A 26,256-nucleotide genomic window follows, 5' to 3' on the forward strand; every position below is an offset into this window, starting at 1 on the left:
TTCGTAGGTTCTGTACATGAATTGGAGCAGTGGTTAAAAACATGGCCTTTAACCATCTCGCTTAATTTATATCTTACACATTTTGCTCCTCATTGCCATCACCCAAATAAAGATGAATATACCGGATGGCCGATTTGAAAATCAAAATCTCCTCGCCATTGCTCAACAATAAAATGGCATAGGTATCAAATCCATCGATGACCCCTATTAGGGACATTCCATCCAAAAATACGACTTCAACTAAAGACCGTTCGGTCATCAAATGCTGATAAAAAGCATCCTGAACATAACTCGTACGATTGCCAGCCGGCCCTGTCGAAACATGCGTCTGCGCCGCGTTTTGAGTTGAATGGGGTTTTTGGATGCGGGCTTTAGCGCTGCGGTTGGTTTGGGGCACTTCAACCCATCTATCACGAGACATATTTATCCCTCTTTCTCGCCATATTGTGTTCATAAGCTTTCAGTGTCACATCGAACTCAAGGGTAGGGGGCAAAAACCAGTGCTAGAATTGTAAAAACCGAATTAGGCTCTTGATCATGGCCTTATGTCCGGGAACGTCATAAAAATAGGAAAATCGCTAACTGCGCATCATCGCGTTGGCTGCGCTCCAAAGGCCATTAGGGACGGAGTTGTTAGTATGACAACCAGCCTCTACACCCCGGTTTCCCAGATAACATGAGAAATCTCCTTAATTCTCCTCTCCGGATTTTTCTTCTGGAGTCAAGATGTCTTTGCTCACCATATGAGCCGGCCTCGGTCGCTGAATTTGTGCCAAGCGCCGGTTAATAGCATCTAAGACCGCCCGTACGGCTGCCCCTTGACCATCTCCACGTTCAGGCGCGGCCCCAACCAAAATCTCTTCCCGTCGTTTTGATGTCACGTAACTGAGAGCCACTGCCACGACCGTACGTCCCGCTAACGTGAAAGTCTTCAATTCGGACAAAACAAAGGGTTCGGGCAACTCCGGGATTTGGTTTAACGCTTCGACAGTGGCCCATGCCATCATGTAATGATACTGGCTCGGAACATACCGGCCTTGCCAGTGCCCTTCATAACTCGTGAGCTCATCATTGCTCGGCTGCAACCGCACAAAGCTATGACCAGTTTGATGAATCGTATCGAGGTCCATACGAAACTCAGCAACAGTCAACCGGGGTAGAGGCTGCATATGACTGTCATCTATTATTTGAGCCACTGATATTTTCTTGTGATCCACGCGCAAATTCCATTGGGCTAATAACGCACTTTCCACATCACGCACAATCTGCTTGGGCGAGCGATCAAGCGTGGTCAAGACGTGAATTTCTTCAACAGCGCCCCATTCATTCACCGCCACGTGACATCGCAATACGGTGGGCAAACGCTTTATCAATGCTTCAATTTCATCAACAGAAACGTGATCGAATTCTCCGCTCATCCGGACGGAAACTCCTTCATTAGACTGTCATTGTGAAATGGGCGTACAAGGATTGGAAATGACTATGCGATAGATCCTTGCCACCTGTTCATTTATTGAGATCCTCAGTCATTCGGGTTTTTGTTTTGAATGCCCATGTGATGGACCCTTTCAGCGATACCCCACTTGAGGACTTTTGACCCGATCCACCTCTTTGGATCCCATGCTGGCACAAATCTTTGATGGGAACCGCCTCAAAACACAAGTCCGCGTGCAATGCACTCAAAGAGGATACCCAACAATTCGATATCCTCTTTGAAAATTCCTTTATTTTCTGGGCATTTATTCGGGAATATAGGTCGAATTAATCTGTCCCAATTCGCGAATGCGGTGTTCTGCCACCTGGTCAGCGGCTTCTTGGGTCGGAATATTCTCCTTCTCAGAACGCGTCAGGATTTCCCCAACCTGTTTGCCAATCGCGCGGACACGAGCGTAGGCCCGTTCCTTATTGTATCCGTCGCGGTGAAATTCATCGGCGACATTGACGACGCCGCCACCATTAATGACGTAATCAGGGACATATACAATCCCGCGCCGCATGAGCTCCAAACCATGGCGAGGTTCTTTTAATTGGTTATTCGCCGAACCCGCAATGACTTTGCACTTGAACTGGGGAATGGTGTCATCGTTAATGATGGCTCCTAGCGCACACGGGGCAAAAATGTCTGCTTCTACCCCATAAATCTCTTGAGGCTCCACCCATTTGGCTCCTAAGCGCTCCGCCACTTGTTTACCGTCTTCAGGATGAATGTCCGTCACAATTAATTGGGCTCCGGCTTCTTTGAGCATTTCGCCCAATAAACTTCCCACGTGTCCTAATCCTTGAATGGCTACCGTACGACCATGGAAATCATCGGAACCAAATGCCATTTTCATGGCCGCCTTCATACCTTCTAGAACGCCAACGGCCGTCGCTGGCGAGGGGTCACCACTGGTTTCCTTCAGGCCGCCCACAAACTCGGTTTCCCGGGCGATTACAGCCATATCATCAGCATTAACCCCCACATCTTCCGCCGTAATGTACCGTCCTCCTAAACTTTGAATGAGGCGGCCAAAAGAGCGCAACATGGCCTCCGACTTGTCATGACGTGAGTCCGCCCAAATCACAGACTTTCCGCCTCCTAAGTCGAGTCCCATGGCCGCATTTTTATATGTCATCCCTCGGGACAGTCGAAGAACATCGGTAATGGCATCATCTTCAGACTCATAGGGCCACATCCTAAGACCACCGAGAGCCGGTCCGAGCGTTGTATCATGTATCGCCACGATCGCTTTCAATCCTGTGGTATGGTCATACCAAAAGACCAATTCTTCGTGACCATACTGTTCCATCGCTTCAAATATGTTCATTGCTCACTCGCGCAAGATGCGCGAGAGTCACTTCCTTTCTGTTTTTCGGTTGGATGGCTGGGAGCCGCCACTCGACTCCGCTCATCATGATGGCATAAACCTGTAAGATGGTAAACCGTTATAGCCGAGATTTTGGCGACAGGACTAAAAAAAGCCCCGAAAGGGGCTTAACTGGCCTTAATTTGCATTCGTAGCTTATCCGCCACCATGGCAATAAACTCGGAATTCGTTGGTTTACCCCGGTCTCGATTGACAGTATGTCCGAAAATGCCGTTAATTACATCGACATTTCCTCGTGACCAAGCCACTTCGATTGCATGGCGGATGGCTCGTTCGACTCGGCTGGGCGTTGTCTTGTATTTTGAAGCAATGGCCGGATACAACTCTTTGGTCACACCACTTAATAAATCGACACGGTTAATGACCATCACAATTGCTTCCCGCAGGTATAAATAGCCTTTGATGTGGGCAGGTATTCCAATTTCATGAATAATATTGGTCACTTCGACATCAAGGTTCTTGACCGGAACGACCGTAATTTTTCCTGAGGGTACATTAGATTTTTTGGCCGGCGCTGGCGAACCCGCCAATTGTTTAACACGAGACGCCAATACTTTTAGATTAAAAGGTTTAAGGATATAGTAATCAGCCCCCAGTTCTAGGGCCTTTTGTGTCATCGTTTCTTGTCCAAATGCCGTTAAAATAATAACCCGTGGAGGATTGGGTAAATCCATTTGAGCCAATCTTTCTAAAACACCAATGCCGTCTAAATGAGGCATAATGATGTCAAGAACAATGACGTCAACAGGTTGTTGTGAAAGCAGTTCTAATACTTCCATACCATGATTAGCAATACCGGCCACTTCCAGTCCTTCTTCGCCGCGTATCGCTTCTTGCAATAATTCACAGAATTCGCGATTGTCATCCGCGATTAATACCTTTATTGCCATGTCCCAGCCCCCTGCATCTCATTCAAAAATTGGCACAGATCTTTCTTCTACGATTTTGCCTCATCTCCTTCCTCTTGCGAAGTCTCTTTTCCCTCCAAATTCACGCATTTTTCGGTTTCATTCGACAGCAGGCCGGCTTGTTGTAAATAGGCAATGCGAATGTATGCTGTACGCGTGTGTAGCCATAATGTACGACCATATTGTAATAATACCCACAAAATGCCTGTTGTGACGGTCAAAAAGACCCACATCACAAATGCGGCGTGTGGATTCTTTTCCATATCGCGTACCACCCTCGCCCGATGACATTAGGGAAATATGACGAACGATTTCGCGATCGTCCGTCGAATTTCCTGCAAAAATCGGTCTAAGAAAAAGATTTTTGTTTGACCATCCAATAAGCATAACAGCCATAACCGAGGGAGGGTCGACTCATCAAGACATGGGTCACCGCTCCCACAAGACGACCATCTTGTATAATGGGACTGCCGCTCATCCCTTGTATAATGCCACCGGTCTGACGCAACAAGGCTGGATCATCCACTTCAAACAACAAACCCTTTGTATGCGCATGCCATTGTAAATACGTTTTCAAAATCCGAATCGAAAATGATTGCGGGGTCTGACCATGTAACACGGTGATAATCTGTGCGGGGCCGGGATGCACTTGGTCGGGCAAGGCCACGGGCAGTGCTTTTTTGGGACCCCATAGGGGCTTATGGCTCAGACGACCAGTAATCCCGAAAACACCATTGGTCCCCACAGTGCCCTTCACATTCTGTCCATTCGCTAACACGCCAATTTTTTGACCGGGTCCATGAATAGAACCAGCGATAATTCCGACAATGCGAGCCCCCGTTAATTGACCGCTTCTGACCGAAATCGGTATGCGTGTTAGCCCATCGGTTATACTATGTCCCAACGCCGCATATTTTAACGTATGAGGATCGTAAAAAGTTAAGGTGCCAACTCCGCTTGCTCCATTTTGTACCACCACTCCAATATGCCATGCATGCTGTGTCTGAGACCATACAGGCCTCACATACCGCCAATGAAAGTGACGAGCCCCTTGCACCCCAAGCGCCACTGCCTGATGTTGTATGCCCGACCTCTGAACTGCCTGTTCGAGTGCCTGATTGGATGTCACCGGGTGATGATTAGCTTCCACAATCACATCCCCCTTGTCGATTCCCGCCTCTTCAGCCGGATCCACCAAGTGGCCGTTGACGACAATCGGAGCATAACCTCTCACCACCAGTCCCCGGGTATTCACAACCACCCCAATGGACTGTCCACCGGGCACTTCATAAAGCGGTCGTGTCACGTCGACGGGAACAGGTCGCCAGGGAATCCATCCAAACAGTTTAGGCTGTAATATAAAGTGCCCGGGATTTGCTCCCCAAATATCGACCCGCCCGGGTTCAATGGACACAGGATAGGATTTTAGCGCCCCCAGCGAAAGCCATGTGCTCCAAGGCAATGAAATGCGCTGTCCCGAGGGAACCATGATGATTTTGGGAATATCCACCATTTGGCGCACAGGTGGAAGAAATCCGGTGATAATGACCGTTGCCGCTCCGATCATACCGATAATACGCGCAACACGTTCACGCCGTTTCATGGTTCTCACCTCCTCTTATGTGTTTCCCTTTTTAAGGTCTCGGAAACGAGGAGAATTCATGCCCGGAATTAGGACCAAGGTCTGACTGTTCAGCCAGACCCCCGGCAAAATCTTAGCCAATTTTTTTAAATGCTTGCTGCAAAAGCGGTGGATTTAGGAAAAATTGCTGTCAAATCAGGTGGATCATTACGCAATGTTTTCCTCGGTAGGGCCTCTTGCCGATTGGCATTTTTCCCTAGGTTCTCGAACTTTTCCGGGAATCGCCATGTTTAGGCAAAGCACACGTGTCTTAAGAATAAGAGCCCTTAAAGGTTCAATAAGCGATTGGCAATATCGGAGGCGGCATGCGGACGGGCCCAAAGTTCTTGATGATGAATAATTTTGCGGCGTAAAGGAGATTCTTCGGGAAGAAGGTTCCGAACCCATTTCAATAAGTCTTTGTCGCCACGCACGGCCATATCATGGACCAACAAACGATCCCGGTTGGCTTCTTCTTGTCCTGGAATCCAATGGGTCAAAATGAAAGGCACATGTGATTGGGCGACTTCTGCTGCCGTGACACCACCAGGTTTGCCGACAACAAGCCGAGAATGATGCAACAATAACGGCATTTTTTCCACATATCCGACAATCGTGACAACATCGGGCCATGAATATTGATCAAGATGCCAACGCAAACGTTCGTTATGGCCGCACACCGCAACAACAGGATAATCGGCTTCCGCCAATTTACGCAAAATACGGTAATATGGTCCCATTCCCAATCCTCCGCCTAAGAGCACAATGGGATCTTTCGCATACAGCGGTAATTCCCACGCCGGTTCATGAAAGGATGACCGGATCGGAATGCCTGTCTGCCAGACCTGTTCTTTTTTCACTCCGAAGCGCGCCAAATCGTCGACTTGTTCAGGCAGCCACACAGTGTAGGCATCGGCCAAAGGCTCATACCAAAAGCGGTGTACAGATAAATCGGTCAACACTCCAACAAGCTTCAAATGGGAATGTACCTCTTTCACCCCAGCCCACGCATTCAAGGCGAAAGGATGGGTCGCCAGAATGACGTCGGGTTCATAAAGATCATAAACATGATTCAAGATATCTTGACCAATACGCATCCAACGTTGACGATGTTTAGCCCATTGCAATGGCGAATGATCGCCCCAGCGAAAAATATAGCCATATTGACGCGGAATATATTTTAAAGCCCAAAAATATAATCCGGTTTCAATGCGTGCCTTCCCCACTAAATGCTCAGAGAACTCCACGTCCATTCCGAGTTTTAAACAAGCTTCTGCCAACGCTTTAGCCGCAATATCATGGCCTGTGCCTATGGGCAAGCTGGCGATTAATATCCGCATCCAGTTCTCCTTGAGATATCACTTGGATCTTAATAAAATAATTTGCTAATAATCAGACCCCAAATCGTGCCGGCGGCCACTTCCCAGGGAGTATGGCCCACAAATTCTGGAAAATCCCGGTCGATATCTGCGACATATTCGGAGCGGGAAACAAGATTAAGATACCGAGATTGCAGTCCTACCACACGCCGCACATGAATCGCATCATAAAGCACAATGAGACCAAAGACGGCACTGATCGCAAATTCTCCCGAACGCCAGCCGTACTGGTATCCAATAGATGAAACTAAGGCAACGACCATGGCGGAATGGGACGAGGGCATACCCCCAGCACCAACCAGGCGATCATAGCGCGGTTCATGACGGGATACCACGTAAATCAGAAATTTCAACAATTGTGCAGTCACTGCGGCAGTGACCGCGCTGATGAGCACGCGGTTGCTGTCCAGGAGCCATTGCAAGTTAATCCCCCCGTTTTCCCCATTCCAGCAAATGTCGTGCGTGCGAAGTTGCCACAGCATCAGATTGTCCACTCAGCATTCTCGCGATTTCTTGTTCCCGGTCGTGATGTTCGACACATTTCACGATGGACCGCACCCCATTGTCATCTGATGTCTTGACAACCATCCATTGAGAATGCGCGTTGGCGGCCACAGACGGCTGGTGGCTGATGACAATCACTTGCCGGTGTTCGCCTAATGATCGCAAGAGACGGCCCACCCGGGCAGCACTTTGTCCACCAAGCCCCGCATCAAGCTCATCAAATATCAAAGTCGCCCCACCATGACTTCCCCCTAATACGGCCATGGCCAAGGCCATGCGCGCTAATTCGCCGCCCGAAGCCACTTTGGGTGCTGGTTTCATCTCGTGCTGAGCAGAGGATGCGTAGAAAATGGCCGCATGATCCAGTCCCCACTGCGACGGTTCATTGGTTTCCAGAACAAAGCGCACTTGGGAAGCTGGCATTTCCATTTCATGAACGAGGTCCGACAACTTCCCGCTGACATCCTCGGCTGCCAACCGGCGTTGTTGCGATAGTTCCTCCGCCCAATGCATATATTCGCTTTCCGCATCACGAAGTTTGCGCTCAGCGATATGAAGTTCCCATTCAAAGTTTTCCCATTTCTGAAGATCCTGCTGCAATGTCTCAGTATACCGCACTAATTCGCCAATTCCCATGTTGTAGCGCCGTTTGACTTTTGCCAATTCATTGGCGCGACTCTCGAGTGCCTCCAATTGTCCCGGTTCTTGATCGAGATGGCTAGCCCACTCATTAAGAGCTAATCGCAACTCGTCTACCACACTAATTGTTTGGTCAACCAGACTGCCCAGTGACCTGGCATCGGCATCAAGTCGCATCAAATTCTCCACATTCCGAGCAATTCGGCCTAATAAGCTGACCACATTACCTGATTCCGCGTTATCCAGATCCTGTTCTATTGTTTGTAAAATTTCTAAGAGGCGTTGGCGGGAGTGTAACCGGGTCAACTCACGACTTAATCGTTCTTCCTCTTCCACATCTAAGTGCAGTTGCAGCAATTCCTCAACCTCTTGACGTTTGGACGCGATAATATGAGCATCAGGAACATTTGCCGTTAACTCAGCGTGGGCAGCTTTTTGTGACCGCCACGTATGATAAGCGGCTTCGACTTGCGAGCGTAACGGTTCTAGTTTGGCAAAATGGTCGAGCCACAGTAATAACTGCGCCGAATCGAATAAACGCAAAGCATGATGTTGCCCGCTAAAGTCGATAAGTTCCGGAGCCAACTCGCGCAGCACTTGACGGGTAACGATTTGCCCTTGTATCCGGTATGTGGATCGCCCTTCAGCTGTCATATCCCGCTGAATAATTAAGGTATCATCTTCTTCAATTCCCCATTGACGCAACACATTCCACAAAAGATCCGCAGGGGATACCGAAAAAGCTGCCCGAATGCGAAAGCTATTACCAAAAGGGCCCACCTGATCAGCCGTTCCAGACAGTCCAAAGACCGCGGGAATTGCCGTCAGAAGCAAAGATTTTCCTGCTCCGGATTCCCCGGTGACAGCAGTAAAACCCTTATCAAATGTCACATCAGCATGGTGAATCAAACCGAAGTTTTCCACGTTTAATGCGGTTAGCATATCCCACATCCAATCAACGTAACTCTTCTAACCGTTTCGCCAATATTGGCGCCTCTTCTTTTGACCGGGCTACAACTAACACGGTGTTTTCACCCGCTAACGTACCGGCCACTTCAGGCCAATCCATTTTGTCAATGGCTTCCGACACCACTTCGGCCCCTGCTGTCAAGGTTTTCACCACAACCAAATTCTCACTGACAACATATCCGGTTAAGACTTCGCGCAATAACCGGCGCAGGCGGTCACGAGTGACGCCTAGCGCCCGGTCGTCAGGCAAGGCATAGCGGTGAGAATCTTGGTATGGCACCTTAATTAACCCTAAATCTTTGATATCCCGGGAGATTGTGGCCTGGGTTGCCGGCATTCCTTTGGCTGCTAAAATTTCCGATAGTTCTTCTTGCGTCTCTACGGGTTGTGTCGTAATGATTTCTTGAATTAATGATTGACGTGTGCGTTTATCATGACGCATAGTCCTAATGCCCCTTTCGCCAGCCCCTTAAAACTTGGAAGAAACTCCAACCCGGCCTACGAAACAGCCGGATGGTGGTCGGACTGGTTTCCACTAAAACTTCATCGCCATCGACGAGGGGATAAGTTTCTTGGCCATCCACCGTCACTAAGGTGTCTCGGTGCATGGCCCGAACACGGATTTTCACTTGTTGATCCCCATTGATGACTATAGAACGGTCAAAAAACGAATGTGGACAGATTGGTGTAACGACCATGACACTCAAGGCCGGGCTTAGAATCGGTCCACCTGCCGATAATGAATATGCCGTTGATCCTGTTGGGGACGCAACAATCAATCCATCAGCAGGATACGTGGTAACATACGCATCATCGACAAAAGTTTCGAGATTGATCAGCCGGGCAAAAGGTCCCTTAGTGACGACCACGTCGTTCATGGCTTCAAAATGAGCCAATTCACGGTGTCCACGCATCACCCGCGCGGTTAATAAATGACGCTGATCAATGTCATATTGATTATTCACCATAGCAGTCAGAGCAGGCAACAAGTCAGGCACTTCAACTTCTGTCAAAAAGCCTAAATGTCCCAGATTCACTCCCAAAATTGGACAATTAAGATGTGCCAACGCTTTGGCTGCATGCAAAAGCGTTCCGTCGCCGCCTAAAACAATAATGCCGTCGACACTACCTTCTGGCACATGTTCCAGATCCTGTCCGAGATCAGGATATCCCACCCTTTCGGCTAAAGTCGTGGGAATTATGGTGTCGATGCCGTGATCGGTGGCCCATTTCGAAATCCTCCCGGTCAATCCCCTGACTTGATCTTTATCGGTATTGGGCCAAATTAACAGCCGTTTCAATGAGGTTCCTCCCGGTCCCATGCTTGATCCACGACTTGGATAATATCAATACTGTGCGTCGTCGTCACGGGTTGTCGATTACTGAGAAGACTCAAAAACTCAATGTTGCCCTCCGGCCCGCGGATAGGTGACGGAGTTAACCCCATGACGCTAAAACCCAACTTTTGCGCATAAGCCGTAAAGTGACGCAACACGTCAACATGGACCTGCCGATCTCTAACCACCCCATGTTTCCCTACATGCTCCGGGCCGGCTTCAAATTGCGGTTTGACCAGTCCAATGACCCATCCTTCCTCCTTCAATAAGGCCCGCAGGGGAGACAGCAACAGTTCCATACTGATAAAGGACGCATCAATAGACGCCGCGTCCGCTAACTCTCTTGTCCCCAACATATCGGCCGACAACCAGCGGGCATTGGTTTTCTCTAAAACCGTTACGCGGTCGTCATTGCGAAGCTTCCAGTCAAGTTGTCCATAGCCAACGTCAACAGCCCATACGTGAGATGCCCCATGTTGCAACCAGCAATCAGTAAATCCCCCAGTGGATGCTCCGATATCGATTATTCTCCATCCTTGGGGATCTAAACCAAAATGCTTTAATCCGGCTTCCAGTTTTAAACCGCCACGACTGACATACGGGTGAGCATTCCCCTGAATTTCAATCTTCGCGTCGCCACTGACTAGGGTCCCCGCCTTGGTCACTTTGACGCCGTTCACAAAAACCTGTCCCGCCATAACCAGTCCTTGGGCTTTAGAGCGTGTTGGTGCCAGTCCGTGGTCAACCATCACACGATCTAAGCGCTGATGGCCCTGATCTATTTTTGGGCTCTTTCCGTTTGACGAAGCCACGTTCTGATCCTCCGCGCAAGACCTTCGGCATTGAGTTCGTATAAATTCAAGTAGTAACTGGCAGAACCATGGTCAATAAATTCATCGGGCAATCCCGCATTGAAAATCGGCAATTCGATAGCTTCGGCATTTAGCCATTCATTAATCGCTGACCCGAATCCCCCAGCCACGACATGTTCTTCCAGAGTCACAATGGCGCGGGTTTCTTGTGCCACTTGACGCAATAGAGTCGTATCAAGCGGCTTAATAAAGCGGGCATTCACGACACCGATATCATAGCCTTCTTCAGCCAAAATTTCTCGTGCCTTCAAGGCATGATAAACCATGGGGCCTATGGCGATAATTGTCGCGTCCAAGCCATGGGCCAACCATTCGCCTTGGCCCCAAGGCAATCCCTGTAACGGTTCTGTTAAGTCTAAACCACGGCTAGCTCCCCGGGGATATCTCAATGCCACCGGGTGAGGTCTGTCTAAGGCACTAACCAATAACTGGCGCAATTCTATTTCATCTTTCCCCATAGCAATTTCCATGTTCGGGACCGCGCGTAGAAAACTGATGTCATAAACACCTTGATGGGTCGCCCCATCTCCCCCCACGATCCCAGCCCGGTCTACCCCCAAAATCACCGGTAAATCCTGATGGCAAATATCGTGAATGACTTGGTCGTAAGCTCTTTGCAAAAACGTGCTATAAACTGCAAATACCGGACGCATTCCGCCTATCGCCAAACCTGCGGCAAATGTGGCCGCATGTTGCTCAGCAATACCGACATCAAAAAACCGGTCCGGAAAGACTTTTTGAAAAAGATCAAGTTTTGTCCCATCAGGCATAGCCGCCGTAATCGCCACGATTTCGGGGTGCGTCTTAGCTAACTCGATCAAAGTTTGGCTGAAAACCTGACTATAGGATGGCGGTTGCGGCTTTTTGATAAACTGCCCGGACTGAATTTCAAAAGGACCCGGCCCATGAAATTCTCCGGGACGTTCCTCCGCCGGTCGGTAGCCACGGCCTTTTTGCGTAATCACATGCACCACAACTGGCCCGTCGACCAATTGCGCATTACGCAGTACAGGAATCAGTTCCGACAAATTGTGACCGTCAACAGGTCCATAATACTTAAATCCCAATTCTTCAAAAACATTGCGCGGCAACACTGCATGGTGTAATAAGTCCTTGACCCGTTCAATGGTTTTGCGAAGAGGACCGCCAAATACCGGAACCGAATCCAGTAATTGTTCAATTTCTTGTTTCATACGTGTATACGCCGGAGCCGACCGCAATTCCGTCAAATAGCGTGAAAAAGCTCCCACATTGGGGGCGATAGACATCGAGTTATCATTGACAACAATCACTAAATTCGTTTTGGTTTGGCCAATTTGATTAAGCGCTTCCCATGCCATTCCGGCCGTCAAGGCCCCGTCCCCAATCACCGCGACGATTCGGTATTTTTGATGACGCAAATCGCGGGCACTGGCAATCCCCATTGCCGCCGATAACGAAGTGGAAGCATGCCCAGCCTCCCACACATCGAATTCGCTCTCGCGACGTTTGAGGAAGCCCGACAACCCGTTTAATTGCCGCAGGGTAGAAAATGTCTGGTAGCGCCCTGTCAACAATTTGTGAGCATAGGCCTGATGACCAATATCCCAAATGAGCTTATCTTGGGGCGTATCGTAGGCATAATGCAGGGCAATGGCGAGTTCCACAGCCCCTAAACTCGCGCCGATATGGCCTCCAGTTTGCGCTGTCGTTTCAATAATCACGCGACGGATTTCTTTTGCCAATTCCTCTAATTGCAATACCGACCAATTCCGCATGTCTTTGGGGGATTGGATTGATGCCAGCAACTTTGTTTCCATAACCTACCTCCTTACCACTGACGGTCCACAGCAAAATCGATCAAATTACGCAAAATCTCGGCTCCGGGTTCTGAACCAATAGCAATCTTGGCCCGAATCCGGTGGTCATCAGCCAACCTGCGTGCTTGCTCGATGCCTACCAGTCGCGGATAGGTGGCTTTGCCTCGCTCACTGTCCGTGCCGACATTCTTTCCGAGCAACTCACGCTTGCCAACGACATTCAAAATGTCGTCAACAATCTGAAAGGCCAGGCCAAAATGTTCCCCATACACGCTGAGTGCCTTTTGCCGTGCGTGATTGCCCGTAAGCAAAGCTGGAATGACCAATGCGGCTTGAAATAATGCCCCCGTTTTATTGCGGTGTATGGTTTGCAATTCTGCCAATTCCACATCATGATGCTCAGCCGCTAAATCCATCACTTGTCCTTTTATTAAACCTTGTCGTCCCACGGCTACCGCCAAATACGTAATGGCGTTTAATACGTCTTCCGCCTTAGCGTTTTGCATTTGGCTCATTTTTACAAAAGCCTCAGTCAGCAGTGCGTCGCCCGACAAGATAGCCATGGCTTCTGGAAACATTTTGTGGGCCGTCGGCTGCCCACGCCGCAAATCATCGTTATCCATTGCCGGGAGATCGTCATGAATTAACGAATAGGTATGAATATATTCAACCGCTAGGGCCACATCACGAAAGGTATCTTGGGGTAATCCCAAATACACCGTACTGGCCATGACCAGTTGAGGCCGTAACCTTTTTCCCCCCGCAAGCAGTGAATAGCGCATAACTTCTTCGACGGTTCCGGGTGCTGCTTGCCGGGCAATATGATCTTCGCGAATCCACTGTTCGATGATCGCCCGGGTTTCTTCAAGCCATTTTCCTATGTCCACGTTATGCCTCAGCCTTTGGTTTCAGTAAGCTTTCAGCTTGATTGAGCAAGAGGTTAGCTTTCTCACTAAGAACTCTGGCTTCTTGATACATGACCAGGCTTTCTTTGAGAGACAGCCTGCCTCCCTCCAGCTGACGGACAATTTCTTCGAGCCGGATTATGATATTTTCAAATTGGTCAAGTTCGTTTTCCTCAATCACGCATCTTCCTCTTTCCCCGGTGTCTCAGATCTCATCCAATAGCTCCCATTATACCAGTGTACCTCATATCGCTGTCCTTGACGAACATCTTCTCTGCCAATTGTATTACCAGATTCATCTAACACATAAGTATAACCACGGCGCAATACGGCCGAGGGATTCATTGCGGCTAAAGACGCTGCCAATTTTTCCACATGCAATCGTAATGACTGAACCAGCCGCTCAAAAGCCCTGTCGCGGCGTTCATCCAATCGATCTAAAAGGTCGCGGCGTGTGATGATAAGCCGGGAGCTGTCGGCCAGAATGCCGTGAGTAGTCCATCCCTCAATACGTGTGCGTTCCCATTGCAAACGGCGGCTTAAGGCCGCGTACACCCTGTCATTAAGCTGATCAATCCATTCCATAAGACGGACCTTCTCCGGCACCGCTAATTCAGCGGCCGCAGATGGTGTTGGCGCTCGCAAATCGGCCACCAAATCTACCAGGGTGGTATCAATTTCATGACCCACCGCAGAAATCACGGGAATCGGCGATCTAGCCACGGTGCGCACAACCATTTCATCATTAAAGGCCATTAAATCTTCTTTTGAACCCCCTCCCCGGCCAATAATGAGTACACTAATTGGTGTGCGAAAAGCCTTTTGCAAGGCTTCTACAATGGCCCTGGGCGCGTCTTGGCCTTGGACAAGGACGGGAAATAACCATACCGGCATTCCCGGAAAACGGCGGCTAATTACGGTTTCAATATCATACCTCGCCGCTCCCGTTCCCGAGGTAATAACACCGATGGCTCGCGGTAATTTGGGAATGGGACGTTTGGGACGAGAAAACAATCCTTCTTGATAGAGCTTTTGTTTTAATGCCTCGAGCTTTTGAAACTGGGCTCCCGCTCCCAAATCTTGAATCATACTGGCATACAATTGGGTTTGTCCATCTCGTTCAAAGACACCGACGCGCCCAAAGACCAAGACGGACATGCCGTCAACCAAGGGCTTCGTCAGGGAGACAGCATCGCGCCGAAACATCACTCCCCGGATTTGAGCCTGATCATCTTTTAATATAAAATACCAGTGCCCCGAACTATGATGTTTAACCCCGGATAATTCCCCTTGAACCCACAGACGCTGCCATTCCGGAACGTTTTCCACGAGCCGTCTAATACCTTGCACAAGTTCGTGGACACTCAACACACCTTCTGTCATGACCCAACCGTTTCCTGAAACGCTTGCCAGGTATTGCTTAGTAGCATAGCTATGGTCATTGGACCAATCCCTCCGGGCACAGGGGTAATCCGTGAAGCTATAGCGGAAACCGAATCAAACTCCACATCTCCAACAATACCGCTCTCAGTGCGGTTAATCCCCACGTCAATCACCGTAGCACCCGGTTTAATCCAGTTAGGCTGCACCAAATGAGCATGTCCTACTGCGGCTACCACAATATCCGCTTCCCTTGTAATCTCCCACGCATTAGGTGTCTTGGAATGCACAATAGTGACCGTCGCGTTGCGTTCGACGAACATGAGTGCCAAAGGACGTCCAACTAATTGCGAACGGCCAATAACGGCCACGCGTTCGCCCTCTAATGGCACATGGTATCGGTCTAATAACTCAATGATTCCAAGAGGTGTACAGGGTCTTAACCCGCTTTGACCTGCCATGAGCCGCCCCATATTAGTCGGCGTGAGACCATCGACATCTTTGCGTGGATCTAAGTGGCGGAGAATAACTTGGGCATCAATATGCCGAGGCACAGGCAGCTGCAATAAAATCCCATGGATACTGGGATCTTGGTTTAACATTTCAATGGTTTCCAAAACCTGGCTTGTTGTGGAATGCGCTGGGAGAATGACTTGACGAGAGTCCATACCGACTTGTGTACTCGCCCGGTGCTTGTTTCGCACGTAAATTTTGGAAGCGGGATCATCACCAACCAGTACGACGGCTAATCCCGGTCTCAGAGTCGTGCGTTCATAATGCTCCTCAATCTTCTTGGCTAGCTCTTCGCGGATAATCTGAGCAGTCTTTTTCCCATCTAAGAGCTCAGCAGTTGCCATCATCATTTCGTCCTCTCTATGTGTTCTTCCTGTCATGCCGCGATGTCTTGATTACCTAGATGATATCCTTTCATTCCCGCAAATGAAAAATCCTGTTTTGGTTTTGGCAAGGATGCCGCAGGCCCATGTCATGACGTATTCCCATCGTGGGTATTGCGATTATTTAACTGTTAAAGAGCTGGTAGCCAATGCGGGCAATGCCCACCGCATTGTCCCGACTTAAGTCAGGACTCGCAAAGAAAATTTCCTGGGGATGAGAGGTATGTCGAATAAGTTCTTGGCGAAGGGTTTCATTGGCAGCCACTCCACCTACCACAACCAACGGCCAAATATTAACGGCGCGTTCAATCAACCGAGCCAGAGTACGTGCTAACACCAGTTCCACTCCTCGTGCGATATTGGCTCCTGCGGCGCCTTGCTCATAGGCTCGGCGCGCTTGAGTTTCCGGACCGGAAAAACTGGTTTTCCATTCCGTGCCATCATGCCAAACCCGGGGCACCGTCAACATGAGAGGATCGGTGGCGTGTCGAGCCAAGGCTTGCAGGTGGGGTCCCGCTGGAAAGGGCAGACCCAGCATGACGCCCACGCGATCCACGAGTTGGCCCGCGTAGAGATCATCGGTGCCCCCAATGCGTTGAATCACAAAATGACCCGGATCTTGTCGACGAATTTGCAACAATTCCGTAGTGCCCCCCGAAATATGCAGCGCCGAGAAACACGTCCACTCCTCATGGCCGATGCTCCACAAGGCCGCTTGGATGTGTCCTTCTTGATGGGTGGACAACGATAAAGGCACTCCATACACATAAGCCAGTGAGCGGGCAAAGCTCAAGCCTACACTAAAGGGCGGCAGATAAGACGTGGGCAGCGGTCTGGGTTTTTCAGAAACACAGATGCCGCGAATAGAATACGCCGAGATGGCTTGCACTAAATTCTCAATGAGAGCCGGCATATTTTGCACATGTTCAAAAACCGCCTCTTGGGGACGCAATCCCCGTTGAGATGGTGGTACTTTCAGCAGTTGCCGTTGCTGAAAGATAACAAGATCCCTCGTCACTGCCGCAACCGAGGTGGTATATGCACTGGTATCAAAACCAATAACACAATCACGAATTGACTGGGTCATCCTTAATCTGTGGATTCTCCTTGGGCGCCTTCTCATCAACCAATGGTCGATCGACATCTCCTTGAGGTCGGACGGTTTTAGCTGCGGTGGATAAGACGCCATTGACAAACCGTTTGGCCTCATCTGTGCTATAGGCACCGGCTAATTCTAAAGCCTCTGCAATAATGACGGAAATAGGAGTCTTAGGCTCATATAAAAGCTCATAAACAGCAATTCGCAGAACATTTCGGTCAATCGTCGGCATGCGTTGAATGCGCCAATCCACAGAGGCTTGGGCAATGATTTCATCAATCTGATTTTGATGCATTAACACACCATGCACGATAGATTCCGCAAATTGCCGGTCATCAGGATCTTGCCCTTGAAGACGTGCCACCAAGACCGCTGGCTCGGTATGGGCTAAATCATGCTCAAATAATACGCGTAAAGCCATTTCCCGTGCATGATGTCGGGCCATTACCTCTCCCCCTTTATGAACCGCTTAGGATTCTGAACTTGTTTGGCTTCCCGAGGATTCGTCTTCGGTGGATGTGAAGGAGACTCCTTGGACATGAATATTCACATCGGAAACGGTGAGTCCGGTCATCAATTCCACTTGTTCTTTTACCCGATCTTGAATACGCGACGCAACTTCTGGAATTTTTGCGCCATATTGTACCACCACGTACAGATCAAGACTGACCCGGTTATCCTTCACTTCCAGTTTGACGCCGCGACTGGCGGCTTTTTTCCCCAGCATTTCGGTTATGCCACCGGTAAGTCCCCCGCTCATTGCCGCTACGCCGTCAACCTCTGAAGCAGCAATCCCGGCAATCACTGCAATCACTTCATTGGCAATCCGCACACTGGGTACGGTTTTAATTTCTTGAGACGTGTCTGCCATAATAGATCCTCCCCTCCCGTGACTGGCATTAAGACCAGTGATTAAGATATTTTCTGGATGCATGTCGCCTGGGATTTACGCGCCCTTGATGCGTTCAGCCAAGAAATTGGTATGAATGCGGCCGGCACAGAATTCCTCATCGTCCATGAGTTGTTTGTGTAAGTCCAAAGTCGTCTTCACACCTTCGATATGGAATTCGCCGAGCGCCCGTCGCATGCGTTCAATCGCTTCGTCACGAGTCCGTCCCCACGTCACAATTTTGGCTAACAGCGAATCATAAAACGGTTGAACTTGATAGCCGGGTTCCGCCCCCGAATCCACGCGCACCCAGGGTCCGCCCGGTTCCTGCCAAACGGTCACCTTGCCGGGACTAGGTCGAAATTGATTAGCCGGGTCTTCAGCATTAATACGGCATTCAATAGCCCATCCCCGGAGTTCCACATCATCTTGCGTGATCGACAATGGTAGTCCCGCGGCCACACGAATTTGTTCTTTTACAATATCTATGCCCGTGATCATTTCAGTACAGGCATGTTCCACTTGGACCCGCGTATTCATCTCCATAAAGTAAAATTGCCCATTTTCATCCAATAAGAATTCTAATGTTCCCGCACTCGTATAGTTCACGGCTTGGGCGGCCCGAACGGCAGCTTCACTCATTTTGGCCCGCAATTCTGGGGTCATGGCTACCGAAGGCGCTTCTTCCAAAACTTTCTGCCGTCGCCGCTGCAGTGACGACTCACGTTCACCCAATGTCACAACATGCCCATAATTGTCGGCGAGCACTTGAATCTCAATATGACGGGGTTGCCGCAAGTATTTTTCGATATACACATCTCCCTGCCCAAAGGCGGATTTTGCCTCCCGGCTGGCGCGTTCCAACGCTTCTTCCAATTCATTTGGCGATTCGACAACCCGTATTCCCCGGCCCCCGCCGCCGAATGACGCCTTCACCATAACAGGATAACCAATTTCTTCGGCAATCCGCTTCGCCTCGTCAATATTTTCCACCGTGCCTGCCGTTCCCGGAACCACAGGAACACCTGCTTCCATCATCATTTGCCGGGCTTGGGCTTTGATTCCCATTTTCTCAATCGCATCGGCCGGTGGCCCAATGAATTTAATGCCCCATGTCTGGCACACGGCAGCAAAATGATGATTCTCGGACAAAAATCCGTAACCGGGATGGATGGCCTCCGCTCCTGTTTGTACTGCCGCGTTAATAATATTTGGGATATGTAAGTAACTTAAATTGGATGGAGCCGGTCCAATAGGAAAAGCTTCATCCGCGTATTTGACATGCGTGGCCTCTTTGTCGGCATCCGAATACACCGCAACCGTCTTAATGCCGAGTTCCCGAGCAGCACGCATTACCCGGATGGCTATTTCGCCCCGGTTTGCGACTAAAATTTTGTTAAACAAGATGACACCTCCGATTCTCTTTCATTACTAGACCACAATCATTCAGGATTGTCTAGACTTTTGCCTATGCCCACTCCATGCCTTTTTTGTTTCTATTTCCATGTTTGGTGTTCTGCCTTACCTTATCATTTGTTGAAAACACGGTATTCATAATCTGAAACATGATAAGGACCAATTTGTGGTATGCTGAAATTGTTCACAATGATCTACAAAAAGGAGGAGTCGCATGATGGAAAACAAGCAACCAACCCTTGTGGTCCTAACAACCGGCAAAGAAGCTTTTGTCCGGGCCAATGCTGTCTTGCAAATGACCTTGATGATGCGCAAATTTGGGCAAATGCCTGTCGAATTTTTGGCACTCGGCCCTGGTATTGAAATTCTCCGTTCCAATCAAAAGAATTCTCCGCAATTTGGTCAACAACTTCAAGCCATGAAAGAAGCTGGAATTGAAATTGCTGTATGTGAAAATTCTTTAGAAAATCTCGGGTTAACCATGGATCAAATGTTTGAAGCCAAAGTGGTGCGGGGTGGCGAAGAAGTCGCTCATAAGATTTTAGAAGGCTATAAGGTCTTAACGTTTTAACCCATTTGTTATCGCGATTGAACATAATTGAAAAGGAGCGCCTTACGCGCTCCTTTTTGCTCATGTTAGGATTTCGGAAGGATCACCACATCTTGAGGCGGCAAACTCGTGACTTCAGTAATAGTATCAGCGATCCGCCCAATTTGCTCGGAATCGAGATTAGAGGCTCCGATTACGACGACTGCTTTATTTTGAGTGATAGTCACAGCACTCAAGGGAAACCCGCGAGCGGACAACAGACCTTCGGCTTGGGTTTCTTCTTTTAATTCTTGCGTATCCCGGACCATGGTCGCCGTGGCTTCATCTTTGGCTGACTGCGATATCGAGGGATTACTGATCAAGGCTTTCAACGTGGCAATTTCTTCGGTCATCACGCGGTCTCGGTGCATGCGGTAATTCACAAAATAATTTTCCAAATTTGTAACACTCTGGGCTTGCTGTTTTTGCGGTGAGACAGTCGTGTACGCCGTGGCATTGGGGGACGTCCTGTGATAGACCACATATCCCAACAACACCGCTAACACGGTAACAAATGCAGCAAATCGGACAATTTGGGGACGATTCATGGTATTCTCTCCTCTCAATCATGAATTTCGTATTGCCTAGGCTTAGGTCGATGGCAAAATGAGCACTTGATAAGGTTGCACTTGTAATAAAGTTTCGACGGCTTGGGCCAGCTCCGCGCGAATTAACGGATTGTGAGCCGACGGGCTGACCACAACCACACCTTCCACAGCCGGACCAATTTCATCGAGGGGTACGACCGTCTCCCCGGAATTGGTTGTCAAGACTACCGGAGAGGACCCCTGACCGCTCGCATTCGATGAGGCATATTGTGACGTCATACTGCGACTTAATGTCACAGCCACGGAAACCTGGTGAACTTGGGGAATGGCCTCCAAAATTTGACGGAGTTGTGACGATACTTCTTGTTCTTGAGCCATTAAAGGTCCTTTACTTGTCACGGGCACCGATGAATGGGGCGGGGACGGAACAGAAGGACCAAAACTGCCAAATCCTAATAACAACACTCCTAATAGCCCGATTCCTATCAGACGGTATAATTGGGGCCGGTCCTGCGCCGAAATTTTTTTCCACCATTCCTGAAAATTGTTGGACATTGCAATCTTCCCCTTATGACCCGTGTAGTGGTCCGCATTTATGGTTTGATTTGCGTAACGGTGCGCTTTAGTGCCGGATTCACAACAATGACCTGGACGTGAAGGGAGGAGGCACTCTCGCCGGTTGTTATCGCTAAAGCATCTTGGACATACTGCGAAAGCGTGTGTTCGGCAATGGTTGCATTGGTTTTCACCAGGGCCTGATAGTGTCCGGGAGCGCTCCTGGTCAGTTGGCAGGAGATGACCTGGGGATAACTCATTACCATTGCTTCGGCTTGGGCCAGCTGTTCTTGTTGCACTAGCGCAGTAAAATTAGTACCTGTTCCCGGTCCCAACAACGCGCTAGACGCACTAGAATGTTGTAATTGGTGCATCAGAGTCCAAATGGGAGAAACCATGGCTAACAACAAAACCAAACCCACGATGAGCCCAGCATATTTTTTCAAATCGCCCTTGGGAAGAATAAATTCCGCAAGGTTGCCCAGCAATACGATGATAATCAGCGACTTCACCCAGTGCCCAATTAAAGCCATCATTACAGCCCCACTCCATTGGATGCGGTCACCACAACCGTAATCATCAAAAAGAACATGAGCGCCACGGAGCCGGTAATTGCCAGCAACCATCCCGCCGCCGTGGCCATCGTTTCTAAGGTCTTATTAACTCCGCTAACGCCTAAGGGTTCTGTTGCCGCAGCCCCCAAACGATAGAGCACCATCATTATGAAGAGTTTGATCAAGGGAAATGCGACGAGGACAATGATGGTTAAAGCCCCGACAACCGAAACCGCATTTTTAAGCAACATCGAGGATCCTAAAACCGCTTCCATGGCATCAGAAAACGCTTTTCCAACCACCGGCACAAAGGTATTAGCCAGAAATTTCCCTGTACGCAATGTGACGCCATCCGCCACTGAGCCCGCCGACCCTTCTACCGCCATCACCCCCAAAAACAACGTCATTAACCCGCCCAATAAGGTCAGCCCGGTTTGACGCAGCAACAAGGCCAAATTTTTTAGGGAAAAGTTGGGGAGCCAGTGGCCAACCAAATCCACAATGGTCGCAAGCAGTACTAATGGCAGCACCCACGACCGGGTTAAGACGGCCACCAAATTGACGGTTAGCATCATCACGGGGTGAAAAATGCCGGCCGATGCCACCGCCCCACTGCCTGCCATCAATACCACTAGCAGGGGAATTAAAGATTCCATAAGATGCACCACATCCGTCAACAGGTGATGCACCATAGACAATGCCACCCCAAAGGCGTGCAATGCTATCAGAATGAGCGCGGAAACCACCACCATTTCTGACAACTCAGCAATTCGTCCCGCTCCATCAATGGATTGAGTCAACCTTGCTAAAATCGCTGCCAACACCGAAAGAAGAAAAATGACCCCTAACACCCGGCCTTCTTGCGCTAAATCTCCAGCAATAGCCTGCCCCATGGCTGACAACAAGGTCTTCAACGGAAAGGGATTCTTGTGATGCAGCAGGTCTGAAGCCATTTCCTGGACGGTAGGAATATGAATTTGAGGATAGGGATTGACGAGCTGTGAGATTTGATGATCTAGCGACTGGGTATTGACGCTTTCCGCTTGGTGTTGTACGAGCGTATCAATTCCTTGGGCATAAACAGCCGGAGATAATCCCGCAATCATCCCCACCGCCACGATCCAAATCCAAAAGCGCTTTAGCATTTCCCCACTCCTCATGACGGAATCATTTTCAACACCGTGTGTAAGATGGCACTAATTAACGGTAATGCCAGAGCTAAAATGACGATTTTGGCCCCCACTTCAATGCGCCAGCCAATTCCCGCTTCTCCAGAATCATTGGCAATATGCGCTGCAAATGTTGCCACATAAGCAATGCCAATCACCCGTAGTAATAAACCTAAATACACTCCGCGGATTTTGACCTGATCGACTAACTGCAATATGCCGGATAACACTTGCGCCAAGGGAGAGACCAGGAGCAGGAGAAGAGCAACTCCTATGGCCAGCCGCAGAATCACTCCAATATCTCCGCGTTCTTCCCGGATGATCACCAAGAAAACGGTGCCGATAAGTCCCAAAGATACCAATTTGAGTATGGTGTGCACGGCACCTCCTCCTTCTACAGGTTGAACATGGTGCGCACGGCGTTGAACAGTTGCTGCACCTCGCGTAAAACCAGAAGGAATCCCACAGCAACTCCTGCCAAGGCGACCAGTTGTCCCCATTCCTTCCGGTCTAGGCGTTCCAACACGCTGTAAGCCACTGTGACCAGAATGCCGATGCCTGCCAGACGCACGATTAAATCAATATTGTTCGTCATATCTTCACCCCGTTCGTTCAGATGAGAACGATTACGATGGCCACGCCGGTCAATGAGACCAATGCTTCCATCATTCGCGCCGTTTTTAACCCCTGAGTACGCGCATCGGTTAATTGTCGTGCCAATTCGTGATGGGCCGATTGAAGGTGTTCCAATTGATAGTCCACCGCAGATTTTCCGAGCACTTGTCCCAAGTTCTCCCAGATATCACGATCCTTGGTCCACAATCCAAGAACCCGGTCAAGCGCATGATGAAAGGCCGTCGTAAAATCGGTCTCGTGCTGATCGATTTGTTGCGAAAGATAATCGGCCATCGGCTTCCATGCGGAATAGGAGCAACTAGCGCGTTTAAAAGCCTCTGTGAGAACACGGTGATGCCAACCAATTTCAGCCCGCAACTGGTCTAAAAGTCCTAGGCCTTGCTCCAGACAGACAATCCGTTGACGATAGGGTTTTGCCAACAATCGTCCTATCCACCATGCGGCGGCAATAATCCAAATCGCCCCAACCAGTTTCATGACGGACCCTTCCAGATTTGCTTTTGATGGTGCCAAATTTCATGAATCATGCCGGGCGTCTCTCCTTTGTGTAGGAACACAACGGCATCAAACAGATTTCCCAACGACAGTTCCCCATAACCTGGGCGAGCTAAATCGTCATAGGTTTGGGCATGGACACTCGCCACCACTTTGACACCAGCATGAAGGGCATGCCTAACCGCCAGCAAATCTTCGTGGGTGCCAATTTCATCCACAATGACCCGGTCAGGACCGAGCGTTCTAATGGCCACATTCAGCCCTTCCGCCTTAGGCCATCCATCTAAGACATCAAGATGCAAGCCCAAAGCAAATCCGTAGTGACCATCATGATAGCCCGCCAGTTCCGAGCGTTCATCCACTATCGTCACTCGCTCACCCTGGTCACTAAAAAATCGTGCACAATCCCGCAATAAAGTGGTTTTCCCAGTCCGGGGAGGCCCCGCAATAAGAAACGATTCGAGATCCAGCTGCTTGCGAGCACAGATGTTGTACAGCGCATCGGCTAGTCCTTCAACATGCCGTGCTTTTCGAAAATTTAACCCCGTCACATCTCCCATCGTGATAATTTTGCCGTCTTCCCAGATTGCTTTACCGGCAATTCCCACCCGATGTCCCCCCGGCAGAGTCAAATAACCGTGCCGCAATTCTTCAGTTCGCGCGTAGAGAGAATGTTGGGCAATAACGCCTACGATATACTCGAGGTCACGCTGGCCTCCAATTAATACCTGTTCTCCTATTTTTAATGGTTCAACCCAATAGGGACCATAACAATAAACAGGGCGATCCAGCCGAAACCGCACTTCTTCCAAATTGTCCAGTTTATCTGAAGAAAGCTGGAAAATTGCATCTCTCCATGGATTTGGAAGATAGCCCCAAGGTTCCATTACCCTCACTCCTGTCTACAACTGGAACTCTGTCCCAGTTGTTTGATATCTATGGAGGGGATAGACAAGTTATGCTAACCAATTGAACCTCTCCGCCCTAAGGGATGCAGACTGCTACCCAACAGGACCCGGAGGAAAACCGGGCCTTAAAGAACGCTTGACAACAAGCCCCCATCGAAATCACCCATGGAAGCCACTCTTAGGTGAAAAAGATTTAGCGATAGCCATTGACCAGGATTTTCTAAAAAGCGCCCGGGCCTCTTTAACCGAAGTGAAGGAGCCCCCCAGTGGATGCCAAGAGGATACTCTCCCACCCTGTCGGTTGGCTAGACTGGTCCGGGCAACGTCTTAGCCTTGGCGGGCACGATGACAACAGTGTGCTCAAAGCAGAATGTTAGCGGAATCAGGTTTTTGAGATATGGCTCCAGGGATACACGGTAACGACCGAGTGGATCCAGTTTAATCACAAGCGCTGCTTGCATGAGCGTTGGCAGGATTGGGTTCCGGCTCCGTATGATGCCCGGCGATTTGTGTAGATACGGGTCTGTCAGCAGTCCTATCCATGCATTGGGCGGGCGTTATGGCGCGGGAATCTCTGGTCGCCGAGTGATTTTGCTAAATCGGTTGGTGGAGCCCCTTCTCCATCATTGGGCAATACCTTTGCAGGCCCGGATGGACCCCTAAGGGGTCAGCACTGAACTCCGCCCTGAACGACGGAGTTTTCCCATCAGATAAAATGCCCGCAACCCTTAAAGTTGCGGGCCAAGACAATGTTACCATTATCCCGGTAAGGCTAATGATTTAACGGTAGGACGTATAATCGTCTTCGTCATCATCATCGTCGGATTGTTCCATGATGATGCAGTCTTCGTCGCTATCATAAATCACATTGCCGCAATGCGGACAGGACAGCTGTATGCCGTCTCTTTCGAATAATGCTTCGTTATAAGACGATTCCTTATGACACACGGGACATTCCAGCGCAATATAAGAAGGTTCATCGAGATCGTCATCATCAAGAAATGCGTCATCGAGAAGGGTATCGTCGTCGTCATCGTCGAAAGTCATGGTGTCATCCTCATCGACGTCGCTATCGCCGTACACTTCTTCTTCGACATCAAGAAGGTCTTCGTCCAATTCGTCAAGAAAGTCTTCCATTTCCGCCTGGTTCACGGACACTTCCTCGACATCCAGGGCCAAATCCCTCAAAACATCAATCATTTCCTCAATGATTTTTCCCTCACGACTTCGTGAACCCACATCATATCGTTCAGCCAAGCCCACTAGATGCGAAACTTTGCGTCGAAGATCTGCCATTCATCACACCTCCTTAGCCATTACGT

General features: G+C 49.4%; 31 protein-coding genes. 1 reads left to right on the plus strand and 30 read right to left on the minus strand.

From position 1 onward, the window contains the following. Positions 1–73: 73 nt before the first annotated feature. The 21 genes from AOA63_RS08005 to accC form a co-directional block, all read right to left on the minus strand. A complete protein-coding gene (locus AOA63_RS08005) occupies positions 74–421 on the minus strand; it encodes an RNA chaperone Hfq (protein WP_053959206.1) in 348 nt (115 codons plus the stop codon). Positions 422–689: 268 nt separating this feature from the next. Beyond that, positions 690–1,418: a hypothetical protein gene (locus AOA63_RS08010; protein ID WP_053959207.1), complete on the minus strand. Its 729-nt coding sequence runs from the start codon at positions 1,416–1,418 to the stop codon at positions 690–692. Between the two features lie 321 nt (positions 1,419–1,739). Beyond that, on the minus strand, positions 1,740–2,807 hold the full coding sequence (locus AOA63_RS08015; protein WP_053959208.1) for a Glu/Leu/Phe/Val dehydrogenase dimerization domain-containing protein: 1,068 nt from the start codon (positions 2,805–2,807) through the stop codon (positions 1,740–1,742). A gap of 167 nt (positions 2,808–2,974) precedes the next feature. Then, positions 2,975–3,757: a sporulation transcription factor Spo0A gene (gene spo0A, locus AOA63_RS08020; protein ID WP_020373278.1), complete on the minus strand. Its 783-nt coding sequence runs from the start codon at positions 3,755–3,757 to the stop codon at positions 2,975–2,977. 47 nt (positions 3,758–3,804) lie between these two features. Then, positions 3,805–4,038 (minus strand): hypothetical protein, encoded by a 234-nt coding sequence (locus AOA63_RS08025; protein ID WP_053959209.1) that lies wholly within the window; start codon positions 4,036–4,038, stop codon positions 3,805–3,807. An 86-nt stretch (positions 4,039–4,124) separates the two neighbouring features. Further along, positions 4,125–5,378, minus strand: coding sequence for a SpoIVB peptidase (spoIVB, locus tag AOA63_RS08030; protein ID WP_053959210.1), 1,254 nt, complete (start codon positions 5,376–5,378; stop codon positions 4,125–4,127). 305 nt (positions 5,379–5,683) lie between these two features. Then, on the minus strand, positions 5,684–6,736 hold the full coding sequence (locus tag AOA63_RS08035; RefSeq protein ID WP_053959211.1) for an MGDG synthase family glycosyltransferase: 1,053 nt from the start codon (positions 6,734–6,736) through the stop codon (positions 5,684–5,686). Positions 6,737–6,765: 29 nt separating this feature from the next. Then, positions 6,766–7,197 (minus strand): divergent PAP2 family protein, encoded by a 432-nt coding sequence (locus tag AOA63_RS08040; protein WP_053959212.1) that lies wholly within the window; start codon positions 7,195–7,197, stop codon positions 6,766–6,768. A 1-nt stretch (position 7,198) separates the two neighbouring features. Then, positions 7,199–8,860 (minus strand): DNA repair protein RecN, encoded by a 1,662-nt coding sequence (locus tag AOA63_RS08045; protein ID WP_053959213.1) that lies wholly within the window; start codon positions 8,858–8,860, stop codon positions 7,199–7,201. A gap of 13 nt (positions 8,861–8,873) precedes the next feature. Further along, positions 8,874–9,329 carry an arginine repressor gene (gene argR / locus AOA63_RS08050; protein WP_020373284.1) on the minus strand — a complete coding sequence of 152 codons (456 nt, stop codon included), beginning with the start codon at positions 9,327–9,329 and terminating at the stop codon, positions 8,874–8,876. A gap of 4 nt (positions 9,330–9,333) precedes the next feature. Next, positions 9,334–10,188 (minus strand): NAD(+)/NADH kinase, encoded by an 855-nt coding sequence (locus AOA63_RS08055; protein ID WP_053959214.1) that lies wholly within the window; start codon positions 10,186–10,188, stop codon positions 9,334–9,336. Further along, positions 10,185–11,036, minus strand: a complete 852-nt coding sequence (locus AOA63_RS08060) for a TlyA family RNA methyltransferase (RefSeq protein ID WP_082343838.1) — start codon at positions 11,034–11,036, stop codon at positions 10,185–10,187. Before AOA63_RS08060 ends, AOA63_RS08055 begins: the two co-directional genes overlap by 4 nt. Further along, complete coding sequence (dxs, locus tag AOA63_RS08065; RefSeq protein ID WP_053959215.1) at positions 11,003–12,895, minus strand: 1-deoxy-D-xylulose-5-phosphate synthase; 1,893 nt, start codon at positions 12,893–12,895, stop codon at positions 11,003–11,005. The genes AOA63_RS08060 and dxs overlap by 34 nt, the downstream gene beginning before the upstream one ends. A gap of 11 nt (positions 12,896–12,906) precedes the next feature. Continuing rightward, positions 12,907–13,782, minus strand: a complete 876-nt coding sequence (locus AOA63_RS08070; protein ID WP_053959216.1) for a polyprenyl synthetase family protein — start codon at positions 13,780–13,782, stop codon at positions 12,907–12,909. Between the two features lies 1 nt (position 13,783). After that, positions 13,784–13,981 carry an exodeoxyribonuclease VII small subunit gene (gene xseB / locus AOA63_RS08075; RefSeq protein ID WP_053959217.1) on the minus strand — a complete coding sequence of 66 codons (198 nt, stop codon included), beginning with the start codon at positions 13,979–13,981 and terminating at the stop codon, positions 13,784–13,786. Then, complete coding sequence (gene xseA / locus AOA63_RS08080; protein ID WP_053959218.1) at positions 13,978–15,183, minus strand: exodeoxyribonuclease VII large subunit; 1,206 nt, start codon at positions 15,181–15,183, stop codon at positions 13,978–13,980. Before xseA ends, xseB begins: the two co-directional genes overlap by 4 nt. Next, positions 15,180–16,043 (minus strand): bifunctional methylenetetrahydrofolate dehydrogenase/methenyltetrahydrofolate cyclohydrolase FolD, encoded by an 864-nt coding sequence (folD, locus tag AOA63_RS08085; RefSeq protein ID WP_053959219.1) that lies wholly within the window; start codon positions 16,041–16,043, stop codon positions 15,180–15,182. Before folD ends, xseA begins: the two co-directional genes overlap by 4 nt. Positions 16,044–16,200: 157 nt before the next feature. Further along, positions 16,201–17,163 (minus strand): hypothetical protein, encoded by a 963-nt coding sequence (locus AOA63_RS08090; protein ID WP_053959220.1) that lies wholly within the window; start codon positions 17,161–17,163, stop codon positions 16,201–16,203. Further along, entirely contained in the window at positions 17,144–17,620 is a 477-nt protein-coding gene (gene nusB / locus AOA63_RS08095; RefSeq protein WP_053959221.1) for a transcription antitermination factor NusB, read from the minus strand. The genes AOA63_RS08090 and nusB overlap by 20 nt, the downstream gene beginning before the upstream one ends. A 24-nt stretch (positions 17,621–17,644) precedes the next feature. Next, positions 17,645–18,046 (minus strand): Asp23/Gls24 family envelope stress response protein, encoded by a 402-nt coding sequence (locus tag AOA63_RS08100; protein WP_053959222.1) that lies wholly within the window; start codon positions 18,044–18,046, stop codon positions 17,645–17,647. Positions 18,047–18,121: 75 nt separating this feature from the next. Next, entirely contained in the window at positions 18,122–19,468 is a 1,347-nt protein-coding gene (gene accC, locus AOA63_RS08105; protein WP_053959223.1) for an acetyl-CoA carboxylase biotin carboxylase subunit, read from the minus strand. 226 nt (positions 19,469–19,694) lie between these two features. Between accC and AOA63_RS08110 the strand changes: the two genes are divergently transcribed. Continuing rightward, positions 19,695–20,051 carry a DsrE family protein gene (locus tag AOA63_RS08110; RefSeq protein WP_020373296.1) on the plus strand — a complete coding sequence of 119 codons (357 nt, stop codon included), beginning with the start codon at positions 19,695–19,697 and terminating at the stop codon, positions 20,049–20,051. 65 nt (positions 20,052–20,116) lie between these two features. Here AOA63_RS08110 and AOA63_RS08115 read toward each other — a convergent pair whose 3' ends face one another. The 9 genes from AOA63_RS08115 to AOA63_RS08155 all read right to left on the minus strand — a co-directional run bounded on the left by AOA63_RS08115 (position 20,117) and on the right by AOA63_RS08155 (position 26,230). After that, positions 20,117–20,617: a SpoIIIAH-like family protein gene (locus AOA63_RS08115; RefSeq protein ID WP_053959224.1), complete on the minus strand. Its 501-nt coding sequence runs from the start codon at positions 20,615–20,617 to the stop codon at positions 20,117–20,119. Positions 20,618–20,659: 42 nt separating this feature from the next. Next, a complete protein-coding gene (locus AOA63_RS08120) occupies positions 20,660–21,172 on the minus strand; it encodes a hypothetical protein (protein ID WP_053959225.1) in 513 nt (170 codons plus the stop codon). A gap of 38 nt (positions 21,173–21,210) precedes the next feature. Further along, positions 21,211–21,708 (minus strand): stage III sporulation protein AF, encoded by a 498-nt coding sequence (locus AOA63_RS08125; RefSeq protein WP_053959226.1) that lies wholly within the window; start codon positions 21,706–21,708, stop codon positions 21,211–21,213. Beyond that, positions 21,708–22,871, minus strand: coding sequence for a stage III sporulation protein AE (spoIIIAE, locus tag AOA63_RS08130; protein ID WP_053959227.1), 1,164 nt, complete (start codon positions 22,869–22,871; stop codon positions 21,708–21,710). Before spoIIIAE ends, AOA63_RS08125 begins: the two co-directional genes overlap by 1 nt. 11 nt (positions 22,872–22,882) lie before the next feature. Next, entirely contained in the window at positions 22,883–23,275 is a 393-nt protein-coding gene (locus AOA63_RS08135; protein ID WP_053959228.1) for a stage III sporulation AC/AD family protein, read from the minus strand. A gap of 14 nt (positions 23,276–23,289) precedes the next feature. Beyond that, positions 23,290–23,490, minus strand: coding sequence for a stage III sporulation protein AC (gene spoIIIAC, locus AOA63_RS08140; protein ID WP_020373302.1), 201 nt, complete (start codon positions 23,488–23,490; stop codon positions 23,290–23,292). A gap of 17 nt (positions 23,491–23,507) precedes the next feature. Continuing rightward, positions 23,508–24,008: a stage III sporulation protein AB gene (locus AOA63_RS08145; RefSeq protein ID WP_053959229.1), complete on the minus strand. Its 501-nt coding sequence runs from the start codon at positions 24,006–24,008 to the stop codon at positions 23,508–23,510. Next, the gene (locus tag AOA63_RS08150; protein ID WP_053959230.1) at positions 24,005–24,913 is read right to left on the minus strand and encodes an ATPase, T2SS/T4P/T4SS family; all 909 of its coding nucleotides are present in this window, start codon (positions 24,911–24,913) and stop codon (positions 24,005–24,007) included. The genes AOA63_RS08145 and AOA63_RS08150 overlap by 4 nt, the downstream gene beginning before the upstream one ends. Positions 24,914–25,714: 801 nt before the next feature. Then, positions 25,715–26,230 carry a CD1247 N-terminal domain-containing protein gene (locus AOA63_RS08155; protein WP_053959231.1) on the minus strand — a complete coding sequence of 172 codons (516 nt, stop codon included), beginning with the start codon at positions 26,228–26,230 and terminating at the stop codon, positions 25,715–25,717. Positions 26,231–26,256 lie beyond the last annotated feature (26 nt).

Source organism: Sulfobacillus thermosulfidooxidans (genome assembly GCF_001280565.1).
Lineage (GTDB): Bacteria > Bacillota > Sulfobacillia > Sulfobacillales > Sulfobacillaceae > Sulfobacillus > Sulfobacillus thermosulfidooxidans_A.

Bases quoted from the DNA above. Each gene is read 5' to 3' on its own strand.
- AOA63_RS08005 (WP_053959206.1), bottom strand. From the start codon at position 421: ATGTCTCGTGATAGATGGGTTGAAGTGCCCCAAACCAACCGCAGCGCT.
- AOA63_RS08010 (WP_053959207.1), bottom strand. From the start codon at position 1,418: ATGAGCGGAGAATTCGATCACGTTTCTGTTGATGAAATTGAAGCATTG.
- AOA63_RS08015 (WP_053959208.1), bottom strand. From the start codon at position 2,807: ATGAACATATTTGAAGCGATGGAACAGTATGGTCACGAAGAATTGGTC.
- spo0A (WP_020373278.1), bottom strand. From the start codon at position 3,757: ATGGCAATAAAGGTATTAATCGCGGATGACAATCGCGAATTCTGTGAA.
- AOA63_RS08025 (WP_053959209.1), bottom strand. From the start codon at position 4,038: ATGGAAAAGAATCCACACGCCGCATTTGTGATGTGGGTCTTTTTGACC.
- spoIVB (WP_053959210.1), bottom strand. From the start codon at position 5,378: ATGAAACGGCGTGAACGTGTTGCGCGTATTATCGGTATGATCGGAGCG.
- AOA63_RS08035 (WP_053959211.1), bottom strand. From the start codon at position 6,736: ATGCGGATATTAATCGCCAGCTTGCCCATAGGCACAGGCCATGATATT.
- AOA63_RS08045 (WP_053959213.1), bottom strand. From the start codon at position 8,860: ATGCTAACCGCATTAAACGTGGAAAACTTCGGTTTGATTCACCATGCT.
- argR (WP_020373284.1), bottom strand. From the start codon at position 9,329: ATGCGTCATGATAAACGCACACGTCAATCATTAATTCAAGAAATCATT.
- dxs (WP_053959215.1), bottom strand. From the start codon at position 12,895: ATGGAAACAAAGTTGCTGGCATCAATCCAATCCCCCAAAGACATGCGG.
- xseA (WP_053959218.1), bottom strand. From the start codon at position 15,183: ATGACAGAAGGTGTGTTGAGTGTCCACGAACTTGTGCAAGGTATTAGA.
- folD (WP_053959219.1), bottom strand. From the start codon at position 16,043: ATGATGATGGCAACTGCTGAGCTCTTAGATGGGAAAAAGACTGCTCAG.
- AOA63_RS08090 (WP_053959220.1), bottom strand. From the start codon at position 17,163: ATGACCCAGTCAATTCGTGATTGTGTTATTGGTTTTGATACCAGTGCA.
- nusB (WP_053959221.1), bottom strand. From the start codon at position 17,620: ATGGCCCGACATCATGCACGGGAAATGGCTTTACGCGTATTATTTGAG.
- AOA63_RS08100 (WP_053959222.1), bottom strand. From the start codon at position 18,046: ATGGCAGACACGTCTCAAGAAATTAAAACCGTACCCAGTGTGCGGATT.
- AOA63_RS08110 (WP_020373296.1), top strand. From the start codon at position 19,695: ATGATGGAAAACAAGCAACCAACCCTTGTGGTCCTAACAACCGGCAAA.
- AOA63_RS08115 (WP_053959224.1), bottom strand. From the start codon at position 20,617: ATGAATCGTCCCCAAATTGTCCGATTTGCTGCATTTGTTACCGTGTTA.
- AOA63_RS08120 (WP_053959225.1), bottom strand. From the start codon at position 21,172: ATGTCCAACAATTTTCAGGAATGGTGGAAAAAAATTTCGGCGCAGGAC.
- AOA63_RS08125 (WP_053959226.1), bottom strand. From the start codon at position 21,708: ATGATGGCTTTAATTGGGCACTGGGTGAAGTCGCTGATTATCATCGTA.
- spoIIIAE (WP_053959227.1), bottom strand. From the start codon at position 22,871: ATGCTAAAGCGCTTTTGGATTTGGATCGTGGCGGTGGGGATGATTGCG.
- spoIIIAC (WP_020373302.1), bottom strand. From the start codon at position 23,490: ATGACGAACAATATTGATTTAATCGTGCGTCTGGCAGGCATCGGCATT.
- AOA63_RS08145 (WP_053959229.1), bottom strand. From the start codon at position 24,008: ATGAAACTGGTTGGGGCGATTTGGATTATTGCCGCCGCATGGTGGATA.
- AOA63_RS08150 (WP_053959230.1), bottom strand. From the start codon at position 24,913: ATGGAACCTTGGGGCTATCTTCCAAATCCATGGAGAGATGCAATTTTC.
- AOA63_RS08155 (WP_053959231.1), bottom strand. From the start codon at position 26,230: ATGGCAGATCTTCGACGCAAAGTTTCGCATCTAGTGGGCTTGGCTGAA.